The organism is Bacillus cihuensis (assembly GCF_000504145.1).
Lineage (GTDB): Bacteria > Bacillota > Bacilli > Bacillales > DSM-1321 > Peribacillus > Peribacillus huizhouensis.
The window spans coordinates 472,850-495,327 of sequence record NZ_KI632498.1 but is presented as its reverse complement, the minus strand read 5'-3'; the positions used below and the strand labels follow the sequence as shown (position 1 = coordinate 495,327).

At 36.3% G+C, this 22,478-nt stretch carries 26 protein-coding genes; 7 read left to right on the top strand and 19 right to left on the bottom strand.

The features are described 5' to 3' along the window. Window positions 1-22: 22 nt before the first annotated feature. On the top strand, window positions 23-1,084 hold the full coding sequence (locus V179_RS0124260) for a DUF2157 domain-containing protein (RefSeq protein WP_034302403.1): 1,062 nt from the start codon (window positions 23-25) through the stop codon (window positions 1,082-1,084). Further along, window positions 1,074-1,616, top strand: coding sequence for a GDYXXLXY domain-containing protein (locus V179_RS0124255; RefSeq protein ID WP_051405119.1), 543 nt, complete (start codon window positions 1,074-1,076; stop codon window positions 1,614-1,616). The genes V179_RS0124260 and V179_RS0124255 overlap by 11 nt, the downstream gene beginning before the upstream one ends. A 128-nt stretch (window positions 1,617-1,744) precedes the next feature. Here V179_RS0124255 and V179_RS28665 read toward each other — a convergent pair whose 3' ends face one another. The 3 genes from V179_RS28665 to V179_RS0124240 all read right to left on the bottom strand — a co-directional run bounded on the left by V179_RS28665 (window position 1,745) and on the right by V179_RS0124240 (window position 3,891). Beyond that, complete coding sequence (locus V179_RS28665) at window positions 1,745-2,179, bottom strand: C40 family peptidase (protein ID WP_051405118.1); 435 nt, start codon at window positions 2,177-2,179, stop codon at window positions 1,745-1,747. A gap of 195 nt (window positions 2,180-2,374) precedes the next feature. Then, window positions 2,375-2,575 carry a cold-shock protein gene (locus V179_RS0124245; RefSeq protein ID WP_028393766.1) on the bottom strand — a complete coding sequence of 67 codons (201 nt, stop codon included), beginning with the start codon at window positions 2,573-2,575 and terminating at the stop codon, window positions 2,375-2,377. 350 nt (window positions 2,576-2,925) lie between these two features. Then, the gene (locus V179_RS0124240; protein ID WP_028393765.1) at window positions 2,926-3,891 is read right to left on the bottom strand and encodes a bile acid:sodium symporter family protein; all 966 of its coding nucleotides are present in this window, start codon (window positions 3,889-3,891) and stop codon (window positions 2,926-2,928) included. Window positions 3,892-4,124: 233 nt separating this feature from the next. Between V179_RS0124240 and V179_RS31395 the strand changes: the two genes are divergently transcribed. Further along, window positions 4,125-4,292, top strand: a complete 168-nt coding sequence (locus V179_RS31395; protein ID WP_182502635.1) for a hypothetical protein — start codon at window positions 4,125-4,127, stop codon at window positions 4,290-4,292. Between the two features lie 151 nt (window positions 4,293-4,443). Here V179_RS31395 and V179_RS31845 read toward each other — a convergent pair whose 3' ends face one another. The 14 genes from V179_RS31845 to V179_RS0124150 form a co-directional block, all read right to left on the bottom strand. Next, window positions 4,444-4,575 (bottom strand): DUF6254 family protein, encoded by a 132-nt coding sequence (locus V179_RS31845; RefSeq protein WP_235179227.1) that lies wholly within the window; start codon window positions 4,573-4,575, stop codon window positions 4,444-4,446. 114 nt (window positions 4,576-4,689) lie between these two features. Continuing rightward, a complete protein-coding gene (locus V179_RS0124225; protein WP_028393764.1) occupies window positions 4,690-4,872 on the bottom strand; it encodes a hypothetical protein in 183 nt (60 codons plus the stop codon). A gap of 352 nt (window positions 4,873-5,224) precedes the next feature. Beyond that, window positions 5,225-7,054, bottom strand: coding sequence for a glucose PTS transporter subunit IIA (locus V179_RS0124220; RefSeq protein ID WP_028393763.1), 1,830 nt, complete (start codon window positions 7,052-7,054; stop codon window positions 5,225-5,227). 506 nt (window positions 7,055-7,560) lie between these two features. Next, a complete protein-coding gene (locus V179_RS0124215; RefSeq protein ID WP_028393762.1) occupies window positions 7,561-7,875 on the bottom strand; it encodes a thioredoxin family protein in 315 nt (104 codons plus the stop codon). A gap of 203 nt (window positions 7,876-8,078) precedes the next feature. Further along, window positions 8,079-8,252, bottom strand: coding sequence for an anti-repressor SinI family protein (locus V179_RS30315; protein WP_152534808.1), 174 nt, complete (start codon window positions 8,250-8,252; stop codon window positions 8,079-8,081). 311 nt (window positions 8,253-8,563) lie between these two features. Continuing rightward, window positions 8,564-8,809 (bottom strand): TetR/AcrR family transcriptional regulator, encoded by a 246-nt coding sequence (locus V179_RS31840; RefSeq protein ID WP_235179238.1) that lies wholly within the window; start codon window positions 8,807-8,809, stop codon window positions 8,564-8,566. Then, window positions 8,803-8,925 carry a hypothetical protein gene (locus tag V179_RS32105; protein WP_268745216.1) on the bottom strand — a complete coding sequence of 41 codons (123 nt, stop codon included), beginning with the start codon at window positions 8,923-8,925 and terminating at the stop codon, window positions 8,803-8,805. The genes V179_RS31840 and V179_RS32105 overlap by 7 nt, the downstream gene beginning before the upstream one ends. A 555-nt stretch (window positions 8,926-9,480) precedes the next feature. After that, entirely contained in the window at window positions 9,481-9,879 is a 399-nt protein-coding gene (locus V179_RS0124195; protein ID WP_028393760.1) for a hypothetical protein, read from the bottom strand. Between the two features lie 758 nt (window positions 9,880-10,637). Beyond that, complete coding sequence (locus V179_RS28655) at window positions 10,638-11,774, bottom strand: MGDG synthase family glycosyltransferase (RefSeq protein ID WP_034302400.1); 1,137 nt, start codon at window positions 11,772-11,774, stop codon at window positions 10,638-10,640. A 164-nt stretch (window positions 11,775-11,938) separates the two neighbouring features. Further along, window positions 11,939-12,538 carry a DedA family protein gene (locus tag V179_RS0124170; RefSeq protein WP_028393759.1) on the bottom strand — a complete coding sequence of 200 codons (600 nt, stop codon included), beginning with the start codon at window positions 12,536-12,538 and terminating at the stop codon, window positions 11,939-11,941. A gap of 15 nt (window positions 12,539-12,553) precedes the next feature. Next, window positions 12,554-13,255, bottom strand: a complete 702-nt coding sequence (locus V179_RS0124165) for a polysaccharide deacetylase family protein (protein WP_235179225.1) — start codon at window positions 13,253-13,255, stop codon at window positions 12,554-12,556. Window positions 13,256-13,611: 356 nt separating this feature from the next. Continuing rightward, on the bottom strand, window positions 13,612-14,442 hold the full coding sequence (locus V179_RS29345; protein WP_051405117.1) for a peptidoglycan-binding protein: 831 nt from the start codon (window positions 14,440-14,442) through the stop codon (window positions 13,612-13,614). 261 nt (window positions 14,443-14,703) lie between these two features. Then, window positions 14,704-15,894 (bottom strand): M14 family metallopeptidase, encoded by a 1,191-nt coding sequence (locus tag V179_RS0124155; RefSeq protein ID WP_028393757.1) that lies wholly within the window; start codon window positions 15,892-15,894, stop codon window positions 14,704-14,706. Window positions 15,895-16,375: 481 nt separating this feature from the next. Continuing rightward, window positions 16,376-17,008 carry an FMN-dependent NADH-azoreductase gene (locus V179_RS0124150; protein WP_028393756.1) on the bottom strand — a complete coding sequence of 211 codons (633 nt, stop codon included), beginning with the start codon at window positions 17,006-17,008 and terminating at the stop codon, window positions 16,376-16,378. A gap of 424 nt (window positions 17,009-17,432) precedes the next feature. Here V179_RS0124150 and V179_RS0124145 point away from each other — a divergent pair, with 424 nt between their 5' ends. Then, on the top strand, window positions 17,433-17,858 hold the full coding sequence (locus V179_RS0124145; RefSeq protein ID WP_028393755.1) for a hypothetical protein: 426 nt from the start codon (window positions 17,433-17,435) through the stop codon (window positions 17,856-17,858). Between the two features lie 190 nt (window positions 17,859-18,048). Further along, a complete protein-coding gene (locus V179_RS31140; RefSeq protein ID WP_154664024.1) occupies window positions 18,049-18,198 on the top strand; it encodes a hypothetical protein in 150 nt (49 codons plus the stop codon). A gap of 427 nt (window positions 18,199-18,625) precedes the next feature. On the opposite strand, the gene V179_RS0124135 is transcribed toward V179_RS31140, so the two are convergent. Further along, entirely contained in the window at window positions 18,626-19,465 is an 840-nt protein-coding gene (locus V179_RS0124135; protein WP_028393754.1) for a YitT family protein, read from the bottom strand. 540 nt (window positions 19,466-20,005) lie between these two features. Here V179_RS0124135 and V179_RS0124130 point away from each other — a divergent pair. Further along, the gene (locus tag V179_RS0124130; RefSeq protein WP_028393753.1) at window positions 20,006-20,908 is read left to right on the top strand and encodes a TetR/AcrR family transcriptional regulator; all 903 of its coding nucleotides are present in this window, start codon (window positions 20,006-20,008) and stop codon (window positions 20,906-20,908) included. A gap of 284 nt (window positions 20,909-21,192) precedes the next feature. Continuing rightward, entirely contained in the window at window positions 21,193-21,525 is a 333-nt protein-coding gene (locus V179_RS0124125) for a phage holin family protein (RefSeq protein WP_028393752.1), read from the top strand. 97 nt (window positions 21,526-21,622) lie between these two features. On the opposite strand, the gene V179_RS0124120 is transcribed toward V179_RS0124125, so the two are convergent. After that, window positions 21,623-22,465 carry a GNAT family N-acetyltransferase gene (locus V179_RS0124120; RefSeq protein WP_034302396.1) on the bottom strand — a complete coding sequence of 281 codons (843 nt, stop codon included), beginning with the start codon at window positions 22,463-22,465 and terminating at the stop codon, window positions 21,623-21,625. Between the last annotated feature and the right edge of the window lie 13 nt (window positions 22,466-22,478).

Below are 22,478 nucleotides of genomic sequence, written 5' to 3'. Positions count from 1 at the left end.
GAAGAGGGAAGGAGGAATCACTTTGAGCAAGAAAGAAATAACAAAAAAACAATTTGACTTTCTTGAACATGAACTAAAATACCTTGAATCTGGAGGTATTATTTCCAAGCAGGATCAAGAAAAAATTTTACGTTCCTATGATGTAAGAGCTGGCTTAAACTTCATTTCTATATTATTAGCTATCGGGGCAATTCTATTAGGGCTAGGGGTATTAACCTTCGTAGCCAGCAACTGGATGTATTTCAACAAAGGCGTTAAATTGCTGATTATTATCGTTTGCCTAATTGGGGTCAATTACGCAGGAGTTAAATGGCAGAGCCGCTTTCCCAAAACAGCAAGAAGTTTGCATTATGTCGGCATTTTGATTTTTGGTGCAGGTATTTTTCTAATCGAACAAATGTTTAATATAAGCATTAATTTCAACAATTCCTTTTTATTTTGGGCCATCGGGACAGTATTCATCGGCTACTATTTAAAAGATATCGTCATTCTACTTTTCACTTCCGTCCTGCTTTTCATTTATCTTAATGGAAGCATATTCCTTGATGAAACGTCCTACCCACTTGCCATTCTTGTATTTTTACCGGCTTTATACGTCCTATTAAACAAATACAAATATCCTAAACTCCTAACGTTCTTGATAAATGCTTTAGCTATCAATACGATCGTCTTATTTCTAATGGAATTTGTACCGAGGTTCCATTTTCTCAATCCAGACACAATCATCCTTACCACTCTATTTATCGTTGGTATAATATTAGTCTATATCCCAGTTCCTTCTAAGTTACAAAAAACCACTCATATACAAGGACATCTTTTACACGGAATCACAGCTATATTCCTTACCTTCGATTTTTCTATCTGGTTCCCTGTATGTTATTTTATTTTTCTTCTCTACCTTGTCCATAAAGGTAGTTTGATAAGCATTGTCATAATATGTGCGTTGATATTCAGATACTATATTGACTCTTTCGATTTACTGCCAAAATCACTTACATTTATCATCGGCGGTGTAATCCTAATCGGTTTCGGCTTCTTTTTTGAAAAACAACGAAAAAAAGGAGGAAAACCTAATGAAGAGTAAGCAACTTTTCCAACCACTTATCGTATTTTCTATTCCAGTCTTGATTCTCCTCATTATGGCGACTCCTCCCGCTTGGACGACTTTGACAGGAAAAGAAATCAAATTACAAACCGCACCCATTGATCCTACAGATTTATTCAGAGGGAGCTATGTGAATTTACATTATGAAATTGAGTCTGTTAAGCTGGCACAGCTTGATGACTCGATAATTCCCCTTTTCAAAACGGAAAATATCGGCATTCATAAAAGAGTATATGTTCAACTAAAACAAGACAACAGCGACGGCCTGTATAAAGTCGCTCTTGTAACAAAAAAGAAGCCTAGTACTGGCATATATCTAAAAGGAAAATTAGAAATTCCGTATGAACTAAAAAACGCCGCATCTATTCAAATTAGGTACGGTTTAGACAATTATTATGCACCTGAAGAAAAGGCAAAAGAAACGGAAACTAAAGCCTTAATTAAACCTGCAGTAGCACTGGTAAAAGTGAAAAATGGGCATGCAGTATTAACGAGGATTACCGTTGAATGATTATATAAATTACACCTCAAATACTTCTTCATTATTAACTAGCAAAAAGAGCATCTGATGCTCTTTTTGCTTTTAATATTATTTTATTCAATAATCCGTTTAGCCCCTATATATCGATTCTTCCAGTATTAATCGCTCATCTTTACAATCTTTACACCTTTGGTAGTACTCCCAATAAATGTACCGTCTCCATTATAGATGCCTACAAAAGAAATGTTTCCTTTGTTTCCAGTAGCATAGAATACCAAATCACCTGTTTTTAAGTGTTCTTGCTGAATAGATTCCCCTGTTTTAAACTGTTCAGCACTTGTTCTCGGAATCTTCATTTCTGTCGCTGCATCTTTATATACATACTGAGTAAATCCGCTTGCATCAAATCCTTTGGGAGTTGTCCCACCATATTTATAGGGACTTCCCACATAGTCACCTGCTACAGCTGTCACCTCATCGCCATAGTTAATAGTTGCTGATGCACTAGCTGGTCCTAAAATAAACGCTACTCCCAATGCCACTAGTGATATTATTGCGATTAGCCATTTTGAAACTGAAAAGCTAAAAATCATTCCTTTTCCTTCCCAATATGAAAATATTAAATATATGTTGGACAACCCTCATCGATACTTTGAATTTCATTTTTTTCAATCTAAACTTCTATGTACAAAACCTCTAAGGACCAAAACATTATTGATACCACTTGTTTATTATTAAGAGAAATAAAAAACCAGACTCTAAAGAGTCTGGTTAATATGTCTTCAATATTAAGCTTTTTGAACGTTTGTAGCTTGGGGTCCACGTTGACCTTGTTCTACTTCAAAAGTTACTTTTTGACCTTCGTCTAATGATTTGAAGCCTTCACTTTGAATAGCAGAGAAGTGTACGAATACGTCGTCTCCATTTTCACGCTCGATAAATCCAAAACCTTTTTCTGCATTAAACCATTTAACTGTACCTTGTTCCATTTTTGTTGCCTCCTAGTGTGATAAACACACAATGTATTACTATCCCTGCCCAAAGTGATCATTAAGACGAAAAGTTGAACTTATACAATCCTTTTCACCGAACAAAAATAATTCTATTTCATCATAACAGGTAATGTTAACAATAGCAAATCATTTCACATGATTATTCATTCTACTAAGCATACTACTTCAATTACTAAGGGACCATGGCTAAGATATGAATGAAATTATAACGAACAACTGCATCCCCTTTCGTATAACGAAAGAATTTGTGTTTAACACTTTAATCTGTTGTAAAGGGTAAGGTCAGCCTCTGTTTGGAACCTATCCTCATAAGTGTTCATACTTTTTTATTTACTAATAAACGTTTCGGCTACGTTTCTTATTTTTGTCTCTTTCATGCGGCTGAATATTGTAGCAAGGATTGGTCCCGAGATGTTATGCCAGACGCTAAAAATAGCGCTTGGTACAGCTGCGATTGGTGAAAAGTGTGCGGTGGCGATCGCGGCACCTAAACCAGAATTTTGCATACCAACTTCGATTGCTATAGCCTTTTTCTTAGATAAGTTCATTTTAAAGAGTTTACCAAAAAAGTACCCTAACAAGTAACCAAGTAAGTTATGAAGAATAACAACTGCGAAAATGATTAATCCAGTTTTGGCAATCTGTTGCTGACTAACAGATACAACAGCTGTCACAATAGCAACGATTGCAATAACAGAAATGAGAGGTAGCGCTTTAGCACTCGCTTGCGCTTGTTTATTGAATAGTTTCTTCACGATTAAACCTAACACAATTGGGAGAATGACAATTTTAATGATGGATATGAATAGTCCGCTTGGATCCACTGGTACCCATTGGCTGGCCAGTAATAAAATTAAAGCTGGTGTTACGATTGGAGCAAGAACCGTTGTGACTGATGTAATGGCTACCGATAATGCTACATCCCCTTTTCCAAGGTATGTCATTACGTTTGAAGAGGTCCCCCCTGGGCAGCATCCAACCAATATTACGCCCACTGCAATTTCAGGTGGCAACTGTAAACCTTTTGCTAATACAAAAGCAAGACCCGGCATGATGACAAATTGACCTACAACACCGATAAAAACATCTTTCGGCCTTTTAAATACTTCTTTAAAGTCGTTACCAGAAAGCGTTAACCCCATACCAAACATGATAATTCCTAATAAAATCGTAATATGAGGTGCAATCCATGTAAATCCAGATGGAGCAAAAAAGGCAAATGCTGCAAATAGAAGAACCCATACAGCAAATGTTTTCCCTACAAATTGACTGATTCGTTCTAAAGTTTCCATAATAACCAAACACTCCCTAATATTTAGTATCTTGCTATAGTATAGATCAACAAATAAATAAATACAATATTCGAAATAATTTAATTTGCATGAATATTTGTTAGCGGTTTCATTAATTAGACAGGTATTTTCCTATGAAACACTTTTTATTTCAGTAGTAATAAGTTATTCCGGGATATTTTTTAGCAAAAAGTGCAAACTAAAAAAGGCAGTATTGAAAGGAGTGAATAAGTATGAGTCGTGGTAAACATTTTAATCACAAAGAAAAAGGCCACCCTGGAAACTTCCCCGCAAATAGCATAAGTGAGGAGAAGGAGCACAGTCGACAGTTTGAACAAATTGAAGATATTGTTACACATGAAGCGTTTAAAAATCGGGTAAAAGAGGACGAAATGCCTTAAATACTATGCATATGCAATTCCAAGGTTATAATATCATTCCTGATGATTATGACCTTTTTGGTAACAAGAAAGAAAGGTATCCCAAGGAGCTTAACCTCACTATCGCGTGGGGCTCTAACCTTAGGGATACCCCTCTCTTTTTTATACAGTATTACTTAGTTTTAGATTCATTTTTGCCCGAATCTTCAGCTAATTGTTCAAATGATCTGACCTTACCATGTGGATTCTGCGATTGTTTACGATCTTTCCACTGGCGTTCTTGTTGTCGTTTAGATTGAGTCATCTAAATAAGCTCCTTTACTTAATGTTCAGTCAAACAGTTTGAAGCATGGTAAGCCTCCACCTAATGTAATCGGTGCAGGCAACACTTATCATGATAGAGTCTGGCAAGAATAAATCAATGCATGCCTTTCCACTTACCTTGATTTTTAGATTCTTTTTCTTTTTTTGCTTTATTTTTATGTGCTTGATTAGCGTTTGCACTGCCAAATTCTTGAGAGAATTCTGAATCAGTTTTGCTTGAATCAAATCCTTGTTTATTCTTTTGGTCAGCGTCATTTTTCTTTGTTCGTTTCGCCACGGATTACCCCTCCTTCTTATCTTTAGTATGAGAATAGATAGAAGAAATATACCTTCATTTCAAACAGAGAGCCTTAACAAATTGCTTCATAGATAGGTAACGCATTTCGACTGGAATAACAAAATAATTCCGAGCATAATAAAAGAACAGTATTTCTACTGTTCAGTAAATAGTTATTTCATATTTAACATATCGCTTATTTTATGAACACTACAGTAGCTATTAGCATAAGAAAACTTCCTGAGAGCTGATTAACCAATGGAAATTGCAGTATCATCTTTTTTTAAAAAAAGAATCCAAAAACAGGTTACTATAATAAGGAACCCCTTTCTGATTGGATAAATTTTATGGATTACACAATTACGGTTAGCAAGTCTTCATTAGCTCGAACAGTTGCGTTATTTGTATGCGTAACATCAAGATATTGACTCGTATTGGTAATTACAACAGGCGTCGTTACCTGAAAACCTGCTTCTTTTATTTTTTCCATGTCAAAATCAATCAGTAGATCACCTTGCTTCACTTTATCTCCGAGAATGATATGGGATGTGAAATATTGACCTTTTAAATTCACTGTGTCACTCCCGATGAAAATCAGTATTTCCGCTCCACCTTCAGATGTGATGCCAACCGCATGTTCTGTTGGAAACAAAGTAGTGATAACCCCGTCTGCTGGTGAAACAACTTTTCCTATTTCTGGCTCAATCGTAATACCTTTCCCTACTGTTTCAGTTGAGAAAAGTGGATCATTAAACTGGCTTAAAGGAACAAGTTCCCCACTTAACGGGCTTGAAATCGTTTCTGTTTTTACACTAATTAAACTTGTTTCGAATATTGACTTAGATGTAACCTTATTGTTCTTATCTTCAAACCCGAATACATACGTAAGAATGAACCCTAGCACTAATGCCACCGTAATACCGATTACATAAATTCCAATCGGTGTAAATGCAGGGATAGACAATAAACTAGGGAGAGCAAAGACAGTCATTTTTGCTCCAAGGGCACCATTAATTGCTCCACCAACAGCTCCAGCCAATGCTACATAAACCATCGTTCGTTTATACCGTAAGAGGATCCCATAATTGATTATTTCTGTAGTACCCGCCAATGCACCAGGAACGATTGCTGACCCAGCGAGAGTTTTCAAATTTTTGTCTTTCGTTTTTAATAAAACCGCAATCGCCATCCCAATTTGAGCAAAAGGAGCTGCAGCAGCCATACCGACAATCGGATCAGGACCATTTGCAAGATTTGCAATAGCAATAGGAATAACCGCCCAGTGTAGACCCAAAAGAGTAAGGAAGGTCCAAACTGCACCTAACACGGCTCCTGTTAAAAGTCCACTTCTTGAGCTTAAAAATTCGATAACTGCCCCAATACCTTCTCCGACATATGTACCAAAAGGGCCGAAAACAAGCACCGTTAATGGGACAATAATTACTAACGAGATCAACGGATTGATAAACATTTGAATGTCTTTATAAATGATTTTTTTCAAGAATTTTTCTAATACGGCATAAATAGAAACAGCGATAAAAATCGGAAAAACAGTAGAAGAATAGTTCATTAACACAACTGGGATTCCTATGAAATCTACGTGTTTTGCCCCATTAGCTATTAATTCTGTAAAATGCGGCTCCAATAGCGCTGCCCCAATGGTACCACCAACATAGGCATTAGCACCAAGTTTAATAGAGAGCGTAATTCCAAGAAAAATAGGAAGGAAATAAAAAACTGCATGTCCTGCTGCAGATAGAATGGCATAGGTACCGCTTTCAGAAGATACCCATCCTAGCATAGTTAAAACGGCTAATAATGCCGATAACAACCCCGCTCCTGCAAGAACACCTAAGATCGGTGCAAAACTTCCTCCGATTATACCTAAAATCTTATTCATTACAGTTTCTTTTTCTTCATCTGAATTAGAATCTGTAAAATCCCCCAATTTGTTAATTTCCTTAAGTAGATTTTCAACAGGTCCCTCTACTTTTACTAAGAATTGCCCGTTAATTTCTTCTACACTAATAACTCCCTCTGTATTTTCCAATGCAAGTTTATTTGCTTTTGTCTTATCTTTCACCTCAATTACTATCTGTGTTGCACTTGTGACAAGACTTGACACATTCTTCTCTCCCCCAATTTGTTGGAGGATTTGCTTAACAATCTGTTGATCATTCATATGGTGCACCCCTTGCTCTCTCAATTAAATAAATGAAAAACTTAATTCACTATGTCAAAAATCTAAAATAATACCCTGTTTATAAAGTAGATTTATCAGCCTTCCCAGTAAAAGCTCCATCCATTTTTGATTTTCCTTGAAACTGACCTCTATTAAACAAAGGACATCACAAAAGATCTTTACCATACAACTTTGATCATTAGATATGAAAACGATCTTTCAATTGTTTGACTATTGTGATAGCATATTTTTATTATACCTTTTGTTTGTTTATTAAACAAACAAATAGAAAACGATTACCTACTTTTTTTCTGCAATCAATAGATCATTACCTACAAGAGCTAGATATACATTTGTCAAAAGGTTTCAGTAAGCACCATCTTACATGTAAAAAAAACGAAGTGGAAAATATCCCACTTCGTTCTTCGTTATTATTCGATTATAGACAAATTACAAAAAATCAAGCTGTATGATAAGATAGTACCCCATATTCCAAAGAAACCCTATTATAGGTTGCCTAAAAATTCTCTGACTGCTTCTGGAGTTTTAGCATTTGCACTGTGCAAATGTGCAAGCTTTTCGCCATTTTTAAAGATTAATAATGAAGGGATTCCCATTACACTTTGTTCCTCTGAAATTTCTGGGAAATCATCGCGGTCAATTGTGAACCATTGTTTATCTTGATGCTCGTCTGTAATTTCACCAATAAACATATCTAAACGTTTGCAATCTGGACACCAAGAGGTTGTAAACACTCCAACTGTTAGTTCATTTTGTTTGATTTGCTCACGATATTCTTGCTCAGATTTAATTTGTTTCATACTTTCTCCTCCTGTAAATTTCTCTTTCTTATTATACTGGTTTTACTTTCTGTATCTATAATCCTTTATTAAAAAGATTAGCAAAGATTGTTTATTACTTATATTTAATGTACCTACCATTTGGTACATTACATAATGTATCATATTCACTGATATATTAGCAAGATAACTACTTCGTCTTTAGACAGGTGAATGAATTCCCCTTATCCTCCTGCGTTACACCGCTTCGAAAGTGTATCATCGATCTTCATCTTTTGACTTTCTTGAAGAAATCTTCGAACCTCAGTTGGTGTGATTCCAATCTGTTTGGCATTCAACATAAGAGTAACCCACTCTATATCAACCTCTTCCCTCTGCGATTCCTCGACCGACTTCATTTTGAATACCATCCCCTTTTTTTCTACGTTTTTAGTCGAGTGGGTAGTGCATCATTTAGTGTTTAGGATTCCTCCTCTATGATCATTAAAAACCATGCCATACAAAAAAAGATGGACAATCTCATATGCGATTTCTTCTGGCTGCTTTTTCCTTGAAGCAATTGAGTAAGTGTTAAACATTCAATGATTCTAACTAAACTTTCAGCTACTATGCTCATGTCAATATTCAAACGGAAATACTTATTTTCCTGTTCTGAAACTAGATTATCAGTTATTTGTGCAGCTAGTTGTATTTTCAGTTCCTCTGCTTATTATGCAATGAAGAAACCAATACGTGTAAGATTTGGATTTTCAACAAAATAGGTGCATATAGCTGTCGATCCACTTGTGATTGCATTGGGGACGGAATGTGAATCGATTCCAGGTTCCAGGCGGCTCTTTTGCGTATATTCAAACAAATTCAAGCGAAATATATCAACTAATTCTTGAAAGTTTGCCTCCTTGCTTTGAAAGTATAAATAAAAGGTAGGTCGTGTTAAGTTTGCTCTCTTTACAATTGCACTAACTTTCGTTTCATGATAGCCCTTTTGGGCAATTCATCAGCTGCAATCTTCAAAAGCAGTGCTCTACTCTGTTCCCCACTCGCTCCCTTTTTCCTTCCTCTCTGACCCATTATCTAACAAACTCCATGTTGAATATTATATATTACTCACAAGTATTATTATCCTATAAATTCCATATATTAGCTATTTATTTTTAGAATTATCGAACAATTAAACATTTTATTATTTTTTCCTGATTTGAGAAACACAAAAGTTAGCTAATAAAATGAACCATTTAATTGAATAATCCTTCATTTAAAGCTGAAAGGATTTTCATATCCTCGTAGAAAAGAGGATCCCCAAATAGGTGCATCCCCAATTCTAAACACAGTTATTTGAACTGTAGATAGTAGTTTTTGGGGATGACATTCTGTTTGGAGATCCTCTTTTTTATCAATGGCTATGTTAAAGCTCATTGTTGATTTAGGCACTACGTTGATTGGAGCGGAAGGCGTGAGACTCCTGAGGGAAAAGCGAGTCAAAAGGAGACCCCACAAGCGTAATGCGCCGAGGAGGCTCCCGGATCCGCCCGCGGAAAGCGAACTCTTCTCTAGTTGCAATCAACAGGCGAGTTTAACAAAGCCTTATCAATAAATTTAATTAATGAAATTACCTAAAAACCTTCTTTATTTTGAATCCACCTGTTTCACATAAATAGCCTGCGAGTAACTTGTGCTTATACAGCCTTCTAAATCGGCTTCACTCAACAATCGTAAATTTAAGGCAGCTTTTATTTTTCCTTCATCTGGCTTTTTCTGAATAAGATCTGTCAAATTCAACTCTTCTAATCTATGAACTGTAACTTCTTGATCAAACTTTTCTGTTGTTCTAATTTGCCTTTGCACTTTGTAATCACTTATTGTCAAATCACCTTTAACAAATTTTCCGACATACTGATCAAAGTGTTGATTAAAGTCTTTCTTTAAATCATCTAGTTGAATTTCGATTTCTTTTTTTTTGCGATTTAGTTCAATGAATTGAGCCAGCTTGTCTCTTGTAATCAAATTATTTTCACTATTTGTCAATTATTTCCCCTCATCTCCTCATATAGATATTCCATCATATTGTGGAACAAGGGGAGATATGCCCTTTACTTTATTACATAATCAGAAAATTTTATTAGCGTCATATTAATCTAGGTTCATTCAAAATCCCTTCTCCGCTCCTGCAAATTTATCAATTAGACAAACTTTCTCACTACATCCGCACATATCATGTTTGGAAATTCAGAAAAATAGAAGGTAACGAGATGGTATACCCTCAATATCAATATATGTACAACTTCCTGGACAGCGTGATGGAAATCTGTGCATCATTATCAACAATGAAACCTTCATTATCACGGATACCCATATATGCAAACTCCTATGTCTAAACATAATCTAGAAGAGTACTATACTCATTAATATAGATAAAGTGAAACTTTAATCAGTGGGTTTTACTCCCCATTAATACGGGATAAATAGGCTACCCTTTTGGTAGCCTATTTGTAGTGTTATAGGAAAGAAATTCTGTACATTCTAAGCTATTGATAATGAGTAGACTTAAATTTGAAAAGAAATAGGGTTATTCCAGAAAAATGTTTAACACCTGGAACGAAAGAGGATATTATTTACACAGTTGCAATGTTTTTCGATTTCGTGAAGGTCGCAAAGCAAGGGGCATAGCCATACATGCTAAACTCTCAATATATAAAACAAGAAACCGACTATCGCGCAAAACGCTCGAAAAAATTTGGATTCATGCCATTTGTAGCATCCTCTTTCTTTCCAGATGTTCATTCTTAAGCATGGGTACTCACTTCCAGATTAAGGTCAAGAAATCCTTGCATAACTTCTACCAGACAGTCCGCACTAGTCATCTCTAAACCTTTAAGATACGAATCAACGGCCAGATTCCACCGTTCCATTTGTAGATGATCATTCAAAATCCTAAACAGTTGTAATTCAAATGATTTTTTTTGATCGAGTTCGAATACAAGCGACGAGTCTTTTAAATAACGTAGATTGATTTCCTCTTGTCCTGGTAGCATCGAATGGACAAAGATTAGAAGCCTTTTCCTTAATGCCTCACTTATGGTGACACCACCAGGCTTCGTAACGATAGCATCTACTTCTTCATATAACTTGTTCATTTCTGATCTTGATGATAAATAAGGGAGTGGTTTAATATGGTCTAAATTCCATGTAATGATCTCGTTGTAAAGCTTTCGATTATTGCCGCAGAGCACATAGAAGTCGAGTCCTTTCGATTTCTTTAATTCTTCAGATAGCTTTAAAATCCCTCCAAGTCCGCTATTGCCCCCAGATATTAATATCTTCGGTCGATTTACACTTTTCGGTATACGAGCGGTCGTCGTAATTTCTTCATGCACTGGAATCCCTGTAACAATCATGTTTTGATTCGAAGTTTGATACTTCCTTATTAGGGATTCCTTCACTTCTTGACTAGGAAGAAAATGAACATCAATGCCTTCTTTTCCCCATACACTATTGATAAAAAAGTCGGTGTATACGTTAATCGTCGGGATGTTACATTTCCCTTTCCTTTTTAATTGACTGAGGAGGTAAGAAGGAAAGCCATGTGTACACACAATTAAATCAGGGTTTTCCTCGGATAACAATCGTTTCATTTTGTTCAAGAATATATGTTGATACCATTTAAAGGAGTGTATTTTTGTTGGGGGTACATAGAAAAAATTCTTATAAGCAAGATTATATGTTTCAGGTGCATACCGAATCCAATTTAGATAGCCATTGGAAATCACCTTCTCTAAAGATTCATTTGTATAACTCAACAAATCAATTTTTTTTAGAACAATCCCACTCGTCCTCATTTTTAACATATCCATTAACGCGTCGGCCACTTGATGGTGTCCAGACTGCATTCGTAAGAGAGGTAAAAACAAAATTTTTTTCATATATGTCATCTCCTAATTTCATAAACAATCCATCCTATTACACATTTACTATAAAAGGGCTATCTACATTTTTAGGACATTCTCTTCTTCCAATGTATCACTTTTTAGGGCATGATAAAATGAATTTTTGATGATACTAGTAGGCTATTTATTCGTTGTGTTCATTACCTATTTCTGGACTTTATCCTCTTTTTTAAAAAATTAATTGAAACATATAATAGAAAAAGAACTAAGAACAAAACCCCTAAATAAGGTACATAAGCAGGATTGATAGGAAATGTACCACCAATATAATATCCGGCAACGATGAATGGAACTGTCCAGAGAATCGAGCCGATAAGTGAAAATAAGAGATATCCACCCAATTGTATATGGGAAATGCCCGCAAAATACGGATTGATTTGGCGTAAACCCGGCAGATAAAATCCAAACAAGATTGTTCTGTATCCGTTTTTCGTAAATTTACTACTCGCTTTCTCTAATCGTGCGTTGGTTATCCCCACGTACTTGCCGTATTTATTGATAAATGGATGGCCGATATATTTGCCACATACATACGCAGTAAGCATGCCTATAAACGCACCAGAAATGGAACTTACTACAGCCCAACCAAAGCTAAGCTTATGGTGCACAATCAAAACGCCAATTAAGAATAGCAATGACTCTTCAGGTGCGGGAATCCCTACAATTCCAAAAAATAAAAACAGAAAAATAATTAGGTATCCGTATAAATCTATATAATGTAAAATCGTATCAATATTCATATAACCCTCATCTAATTATAATTCGCTTAATGTGATAAAACGCCTTCCCTTTTCTGTCATTTCCTTAAGATAAATTTCTAAATTTTCGAGCATATAGTGTGGCGCTTCTTCATCCGCACCGAAAGTTTCGCCACAGTCATGAAGCAGAAGAATAGAGCCTCCTGCCGTCGTTTTCCGTAATTGATCGAGTAATTCATGTTTACACGTCTCTACCTTCCAATCTCCAAAGATATTCGACCACATAATGATCTTATACTTCTTACTTACCCATAATGTAAACAGATTAAAATGTCCCCAAGGTGGCCGATAAAAGGTGACCTTTTCCTGTATGCATTCATTTATTGCTTTTTCCGTTTTAATGAGCTGGTCCTTTAATTTAAATGGAGACATCAACCAGCTTGAAATATGGTCGTAATGATGGATACCAATTGTATGGCCTTCTTCATGCATTCGTTTTATGATTTCAGGGTGTCTTTTCACCTTGCTGCCCACTACAAAAAATGTTGCCTTCACACCATAGTTTTTTAAAACATCTAGTAAAAGTGTCGTATATTGAGGATTTGGCCCATCATCAAACGTTAGAACTATCCTATTTTCCCCTTGGACCGTCTTTGTTATCCCCAATTTGCAAATCCGAATAAGTAGCGTCGGGATCACTGAATAAACAAGAACAAGTAGTACAATAACAATAAAACTAATGATCAAGATCTTTATCACGAAAAAGTACCGTTCCTTTCAATTACTATATATTCATTCTATGTAGTTTTACGTTTTTTCCTATTATACGGTTTTATTAGCTGTTTTTCTACGGTCACCTGAATTCCAACGTTTAAGCTTATTCTAAGGTAACAGAGATGCTTGTTGATATGAAGAATGTGATACCGAGTAATGCCACTACAGCTTGTTCTAGCTACAAATTGAGAAAACTCATTTTTACACCATCTCTAGTTCGGATCGAGATCCCATGTTTAGATCACGAGATCTCGAATTTGGATCACAAGTTTTTGAGTTTGGGTATGACACAATATACAGTGTCAAGAGTGTAAGTGCCGACCTTTTAGAACTGCCTCTTCTTATTCAAAAATTTTAGTCCATGTGTCACGTCCAGCCACGCCATCTTGGTTTAGGTTTTGCGATTTTTGGTAGCTCTTTACGGCCATTTCCGTGTTTGCTCCAAAAATACCGTCTATTCCTCTCGAATCAAAGCCTCTGACGTAGAGGGTGGCTTGAAGAATGTAAGTGATATTGCCTCTGGCCCCTTTTTTAACAACTCGAACTGCAGCTTTTGTTTTGGGTCCCCAAATTCCGTCCGCCATAAGCCCTGCCTTATATTGTTCGTTTAGTTCTATTTGATAGCCTTTTAGGAGCGCTCTATTTGTGGCAGGTCCATATCTTCCGTCCACTTTCAGTCCGGTCCCATATCTACTATTTACTACTTTTTGTATATTCAAAACCGTTTGGCTAACTATTGGTCTTGGAACAGTGGCTGTTTCTTTCACACTACCAAAAGGATCCGTCCCGTAGCCGTTATATTCATACTGCAAATGAACCTTATCTACAAGTGTCGTCCAATCTCCTCCCCATGTAAAACCGAGTTGCTTTGCTTTTGCAATGGCATTTTTTATTTTGGGTGTGTCAAATCCATTCCAGATGGCCAGACGGTCTCTAACTGGTACGAAATCTAGCGCTTGACCAACAAGATGGTAGGATCGCATGGTTTGTGATGCGCCTGATTTATAGTTCCTTGCTTGTTCTTCCAATGTTCTTGTCGTTTCATAAATCAGCAGGTCAATTTCCTGTTCACAACAGTACCTGTACCATTGTAGAGCGGCTTTTTTTGTGATATATGCTAATTTGTTAATATTATTCAAATTTCTTTGATCGTAAGTCATTATAAATGTCATCCTTTCCCCTCCTTTTCCACTTACTATAAAAAAATTGAACAACCGGTTGATCTAGCAAATAGCGAGTAAAACTAGCCATTCAACTACTTTATAAGGTGAATATGCAAAATCGGATAGAATAGATCAAGAAAAACTGTCAATTTTCCGTTGCCCAAGGAGATTGTCCCAAAAGCAAAGGGTCAGCCCCCGCAGCAACTAAATACAGTATAAGATACTGATTTAGAGTGCGAAGTCAGACCCTTATGATATATCCTCCTACTTCTACATATACAGACCAGCGAGCATAATCCCGAGCGTATCTTCATAAATTTCATCAAATTGTGATAATGGCAGTGGATTGATCCCCATACCAAGCTCTACAGTAAAGCCTGGCCTTCTCCATTCTTGAATAAACCAATCTTTATACCCTGCGTAACTATCAATGGTTTGGACTGGTTCATAGCCGCTTACTCTGCTAAATTCTTTTACGATCGTTTCCGATTCTGGTGGTTCTAAATTTTCAAACCCCCAATAAATGACTTTACCTTGTGTATGGAAGGCAAGAACTCTTTGGAAATCCCGTTTCCTCGTCAAATTTGCCATTGCAATGGCTTCTTTCTGTGATAAAGGAGATTCTCCCGGATAATCTCTTGGTCCAGGACTCTTTCTACGCCGTGCTTTTTCTTTTTCCCACTCTGCTGGAAATTGATCATTCAAGTCGACTCCATTTATATTTGCTTTCCAACTTTTAAAATCAGTTTGGCCATTATTATATTCAACTACCCTCGTTTGATAAGGTTCAATGGATGGCGGCCCATTTAAGACAAGATTCACTCCATCAGGATTCACCATCGGCACGATGGATAAGATCGTTTCCTGATATAGTGGGAATGTATGAAGCCCACGAATCGCTACGTTATTTGTCAAAGACAGCAAATAGTCATTAAGAAACGTCATAATAACAGGTGTCGTAATCCATTCATTCGCGTGAAATGCCCCATTGTAGTGAATCCGCTTATTCCCACTTCCAATTAACACTTCTGGTATTTTATTTCCTAACACTGAATTTCCAATTGATGGCATTTTCATGAAAGGATACACATTTTGCAGCCTTGTTAGATCGGTTATCATTGTTTCATAGTCATAATATTGTTTCCCCTGGACAAGCCGCCAAGTAATTCGTAATGGAACATGTATCGTCTGGCCGATTTGCAAAGCATTCGGATTTATATTTACATTTACAAGCTTAATTGATTCAACCGAGATATGCCGTTGCTTAGCAATCGACCATAATGAATCACCAGCAACAACACGGTAATCAACCGTAACATACCCTGGAATCTTAATTCTCTGACCAACCGTAAGTTGACTTGGATTCACACCTAGGTTTGAATCGACAATTAATTGGATATTCACGCCGAATAACTGACTATAATCCCAAAAACTATCTCCCTTTCTTACAATAACTTCCATAGCTCTCCTCCTCGTTTGACCAAGGCTGCTATATACACTATATGCTAATAAGTAAGAATCAGAATTAGTTTTGAAAGAAGTGATGATCTCTTTGTTCCCCTAAGTGACAAGAAGAAATGTAGGCTAATGATCTATTCGAGCTCAAATATGTACAAGATTGCAAAGTAGATAAGAACAACAATTTCTCTCATTACATGTCCTTTAGCAATAAAGACGTTTAATAATAAATCCTGGAAAAAGCAAGATTAGATGGTAATTTTCATTTTGTTAGGCATGGAATCCTTTTTAAGTGAATTACGACAATTATTTATATGCTAAATTGGATAGAAAAAATGAAAAGGGTCTGACCCCGCAACAACTCAATACAGTATAAGATACGTGTATAAAACACCACTTAACGGATTGAGAGTACGAGGTCAGACCCTATTTGATTGACAATCTTAATAGATTACATCTATAACAGATTCATCATTTACTATAATTAAGCTGTCACTGCAGAAAGATTTTTTGCTACTGCTGCAACTTTTGTTAAACCTTCAGCGATAATTGTTTCAGCTTTGTCTGGCATTGCATTGTGACCTTCAATAATAACTTCTTCTTCAATTGTCATACCGAATACGCCACCAACAACATTTTTAATATAGTTAGAAGCCATTTCCATAGGTGCTGCTTCTGGTGTTGAATAAACGCCTCCACGTGCACTTAGAATAATTGCCTTTTTGTCAGTCATTAAGCTTACTAATTGACCACTTTCGTTATATTTAAATGTGAAGCCAGCTTGATATACATAGTCAATGAATGTTTGCAATTTAGCAGGGATCGTTAAGTTCCATAATGGGAATGCAAATACAACTACATCAGCTGCTGTTAATGCATCCATTGCTTTTTGTTTAGCAGCTAATATACGTTGTTCTACGTCTGTCATTTCTTCGCCAGATTCTAATTTACCGAAAGCGTTGAATAAATCTTGACCAAAGTAAGGCATATCTTCTGCAAATACATCGTAAGTTGTTACGTTAACACCTTCTACGTTCTCCATAAAAGTTTCATACATTTTACTTGAAACTGCATCTGTTGCTGGACGGTTATTTGCTTTTACTACTAATACGTTCATTATTATATAACTCTCCTTTATTTATCATTAATTTAATAATCTCGAATTGATAATATATTAAAGTAGCATAAAAGTCAACGAAATGAACTTGGATACTATCTAATAGTCAGCTAGATTTAAACTTAGCTATTTTCTAAAGCAAATCCGATTATTCAATTAGAAGGTAGAATTACGACAAGTTATTGTTAAACTAATCGTTATTAACTTGAGACGATGAAAAACCAACTACTCTCATTGGTTAGTAGGATCTTCTGTGTTCATACCACCAACCTCTCCTTTAAAGTAGTACTACACATAAAACATAGAACCTGTTTATGTAAGGGGGACTTTGTAATGACATTATTTTGTAAAAACTGGGACCAATTATATTCTTCTATATCTCCAGTAATTATAGTATAGTAAACTCTAAGTTAGGAGTGAGACGATGAAGAAGTTTTTAATATTCATTGTAGTGCTAGTAGTCTTTGTAGGTGTTGGTGGCTATGCTATTTATTATTACGGCACAAACCTGGCCTCTCAAAAATTAATGGATGCTGTTTCGACTGAGCTAGAGAATAGTGGACAAACAGAAAAGGTAAAGCAGTTTATCGAAAATGACTCAGAGCTGAAAAAGTTCGTAGAAGAAGCGGCTTCTGTAGACGATAGCTCATTGCCTTTCACGACAAAAGAAGAAGCAACGCGTTTACTGGTCAAAAAGATCGGCGTTACTAAACTTCTAGACATAAAAGCGCAGGCTCAAGAAGGAACACTTTCTAAAGAAGAAGTGCTTGCGGACCTTCAAGGAAAATTATCTGAAGAAGAGCTACTTGCTTTAAAAGTTATTGCGTATAAGGAACTTTATCATAAATAAGCATGGAGATCTGATGAAGGTCTCTTTTTTAACACGATGTATATTTCCCTATCTCATTTGAAATGGATTACTCCGTACAATAAAAACATCACTCCATATAAGTAACACAAGCCTGCCTGTTTATCCTTCTAATGGCCCTTTATTGCGCTCCTTTGAGGTCCAACTAAAAAAGGTAGAGGGAAAACTGATTGTGATTGATGGTGGAGGAGATCCAATGAAAATCGGATTGTTAAAAAGTATGAAAAATAACCTGTTGGAGATTGCTATAGCAAGTGGAGAAACCGTATATTTAAAACTCACCCATGTTAAATCTCTGCATTTTCCTAATGCTAATTTTTAAAATAGAAATTTTTCATGAAATTAATGATAGTCTTATTCCGTTCAAAAAAAACCGTTCGTACTCCGAACGGTTTTTTTGATTGCAGAGCATCTTATTGAGCATAACGGGGATGTTATTTAGAGAGAATAGAAAGAGGATCGACAACTAAGCTCACCCTCTCTGGAGTTTAGTCTATATGACAACGCTGATAATCCGCACTGCACCTACAATCTTCTTCATGGCTGACTAATAAATAAATTGACATCAATTCTTCATATACTTCTACGTTTTCAGCAATTGGCTCGAGCTCATTAGTGCCACTAATCATTTCTGACACACATTTAAGCTATCAACTTCACCTAATGCATACAGTCCAAGTACAGCAGCGCCTAATTATGCACGATAACAATGTGGGCGTTGACATACTTTCGGTAAGACCACTGACAGATTAAGCTTTTGAAATATCGATAAATCCTTCTCCGAAAACATCCCGTACATCGTGAATGGCAATAAACGCATCTGTATCTGTAGACTTAACAATCTTCTTAAGCTTCACAACTTCTTGCTTACTAATAACAATATAGAGAATCTCCTTAGGGGTTTTTGTATAGTAGCCATGTCCAGAATAAACAGTAACCCCTCTGTCCATTAGCTCGTTAACTTGTTTGGCAATCTCATCTGGTGCATCCGAAATAATCGTAACGGCCTTCTTAGGATTGACTCCTTCTATGACGAATTCCATTACTTTTGTTCCTACGTACAACATGATGATCGTTAGCATCAACTTTTCTGCACCAATAATAAAATAGGAAGACAAGGCAACAATTAAATCAAAAAACAAAAGGCCATAACTAATGCTCCAGCCTAGGTATTTGTTTGCGATTCTTGCCAATATTGTTGTACCAGCGGTTGTGCCGCCAACTCGAATAATCAAGCCAATCCCAACCCCTGCAAAAACACCACCGAATATTGCATCTACCAGCATTTCATTCGAATCAATACTCCAGCTTTTTGTTAAATGGAGAAAAAGAGAGTGGAAGATCACTGCAACAACTGTATAGAGAATTGTGATTTTACTTAAGAACTTATATCCGACAATCAGTAAGCAACTGTTTAATAGCAGACTTACAAGACCAGGTGACCATTGAAAAAGATAGTATAAAATGATTGTTGTTCCAACAACTCCGCCTTCACCTAGTTCATTCGGAATCACAAATAAATTTACGGCTAAAGCAAAAAGTAAAGCACCTAACAAAATGATCAAAATGTCTACAACTCTTTTATTCATACTCTACCTCACAACTGTTAGAGAATCTCTGTTAATTTTTTATCCTGCATTAACGGGCAGTATGAACCTCACATCATAACCAAGAGAAGAACCGAAGAAGCGCGATAACTGCCCGTAAATATCCGAATGATGAGGTACAGTGTAACTTACCTGTATGGTTTTCAAGGGTACATCAGTGGGTCACACAGACGAAAGACTAAAGGACACGGCCTTGTTAGTCTGTGATTCATTGGTTCAGGTTCCTAGTGTCGATTTATCGACACTAGAACGGGACTAACAATCAGTGCGGGATGAAGAAATTCCCACTGATTGAAGTTTCACATTATACGAACACGTTCATAATAAGCCTTCCCTATTATACTCTGATGGAATACGAGAGACAATACTAGCTTTCCTGGATTGCGTCTTGCCAACCAACACCATTATCTTTAACATTACAGGCTATTAGTCCAACTATAGAGAGGGTGTTTGTGATCCTACTTATATTAAGGTAATATACGTTAAAAGACCAATAGTCCAATGAGGGATGGAGGGACCAAAATGAACAGTCGAAAACAGCATACAATCCAAGTAGCGCATCGCCTTTTCATCGAAAAAGGATATCAAGCTACATCCATACAAGACATTCTTGAAAATAGCTCTATCTCGAAAGGTACATTTTATAATTACTTTTCCTCCAAAAGTGAATTAATGATTGCTATTTTCAATAGCATGCATGAAAAGTTGGAAAAAGAACGTAATAAGCTAATGATTGGACAAAGCCCTGCAGACACAGAAATCTTCATAAAACAAATTGAAGTTCAGCTAATTTCAAACAAAAAAAACAATATATTCACATTGATTGAAGAAGTACTTGTATCTAATGAACTTGAATTGAGACAATCCATCCAACAGATAAGACTGTTAGGAATGAATTGGCTGTATAATCGCTTTATTGACATTTTTGGGGCAGATAAAAAACCATATTTGTTAGATTGCACCATCTTGTTTGAAGGTATGCTCCATCATTTAATGCATGTTAATTTTGTTATTAATCAAGGCCATAGTGAATACCAGGTTTCAAATTTGATTCGCTATAGCTTTAAGAGAATTTCGAAAATTGTAGAAGATGTCTCAGCACAAGATGAACAAATATTTTATCCAGAATTATTAAAGCAATGGCTACCTGATAAGAATGAGGAACCATTGTCTCTTGTAGAGGAGATCCTTAATTCCATCCATTCCTTAAAAAGGATTGCTCAGAAATATATTCAATCTGAAAATGACATTTCGAAGTTTTTCGAATTGCTAAGCTTTCTTGAACAAGAACTCATACAAGATCAGGCACCACGTGAATTTATCATTGAAAGTGTACTTACTACTTTACATTCATACTCCCATCCAAAGCTTTTACATTCCATTATGAAATTTAGCAGTCTTATTGAGGCTCATTTAGAAAAATGAAATACGATTAAAGAAATGGGATTATAACGTTTTAGAATAGACATTCATCCTGACTCCTCGTTCATTTACAGCGGGGGAAAATAGCTAGTAAAGGCACTGAACTCTCCCCTAGCCATTGATTAACGAGGCTGTCAATAAAGAATGGTGTAAATCGTCACGAATAGTGCGCGTAAATAGACAAATAGAATAATGATGTGTATTCTTCTAAAAAGGGATTTTACTCATAGAATAGTAATAATTAATAATTATAGAAAGAAAAATTCCAACATTAAGGAGCTTACTTCATGAATTTCTTTATACGCTTTTTAATTAGCGGCCTCGTTTTACTCTTAATTGACTGGCTATTTGACTCCATATCAATTGATTCCTATGGTAGTGCCTTAATAGCGGTCTTCATGCTCTGGATTGTTAATTTATTTGTCAAACCGATTTTGCACCTCCTAACATTCCCGATTACCATTTTGACATTAGGATTGTTTTCTTTTGTAATTAATGCATTAACATTTACCCTAGCCTCCCTGCTTGTAAGCGGATTTGAGGTAACATCCTTTTTTGGGGCGCTCGTTGGTTCAGCCTTGTTAGGTTTTGCGCAAAGTTGGTTAGAGAAAAAAGAGTAAACCTGCACTTCATGCAGGTTTACTCTTTTTTCTTGGGAAATAGGGTCTGACCCCTGTTCAACCACTTACAAACCCTTATTACCACTAGCTTCCTGAGCTACAATAGATGTTGAGAAATGGGGTCTGACCCCAGGTACACATAATAGTCCTGCTGGTGATAGCTTTTGAAACCGCAAGATTCATACAGTTTTAACGCTGCTGGATTCGTTGCCTCTACTTCAAGATAGATAGGATTTCCCTTCTTCTGCTGCTCAAGAATTACTTGCTTAAGTACCTTTCTACCAATGCCTTTTCCTTGAAAGGCAGGAGTAATGGCAAACCCATAAATCCAAGCTTCCCCATCACTTTCTTCAACACGAATTTTCCCAACAGCTTGTTCTTCATATACAATCACAAGTGTGTTTAGGCCTTCTTCCTTCAGAAGCTTATAATAAGAAGTTGCTTCATGTTGTAAAAAACCGAAACAATCGACATCTAATTGAATCTCCAAGTCTCTATCTTCTTCGTTAGATGGCCGAAGTGTAACGCCTTCATAATCCGTAAGCTCTGTTTCCTGCCATTGCATTTGGTATTCGGCCATGTCAAATCGGCAAGGCAAAGTAGCTAAAAACATCTTTGCGGACTCAGACTTTGCAGGGGCATTTAACAAGATCGCCCTAGGTTCCCGCTTTTTTGCTGTCTGAAGAGCTTTCTTTACTAGTTTTGTAAAAATCCCCTGTCTTCGATAGCTTGGATGAACCATGCCACATAATTCAATTTTGCCGCCAAAATCATAAATTGCCATATACCCCACTAGTTTGTTTCCTTCATAATAGAAGAAATCTTCCCCCGCTTTGCCTACTCGACTGCGTAAAGTATCCCAATTAAGTTTTAAAGAAAATGTTCCTTGTTCACATAGCTTTTGTAAATCCTCTATTTCTACTAATTGCTTCTCTTTCAAATAAATAATCCCC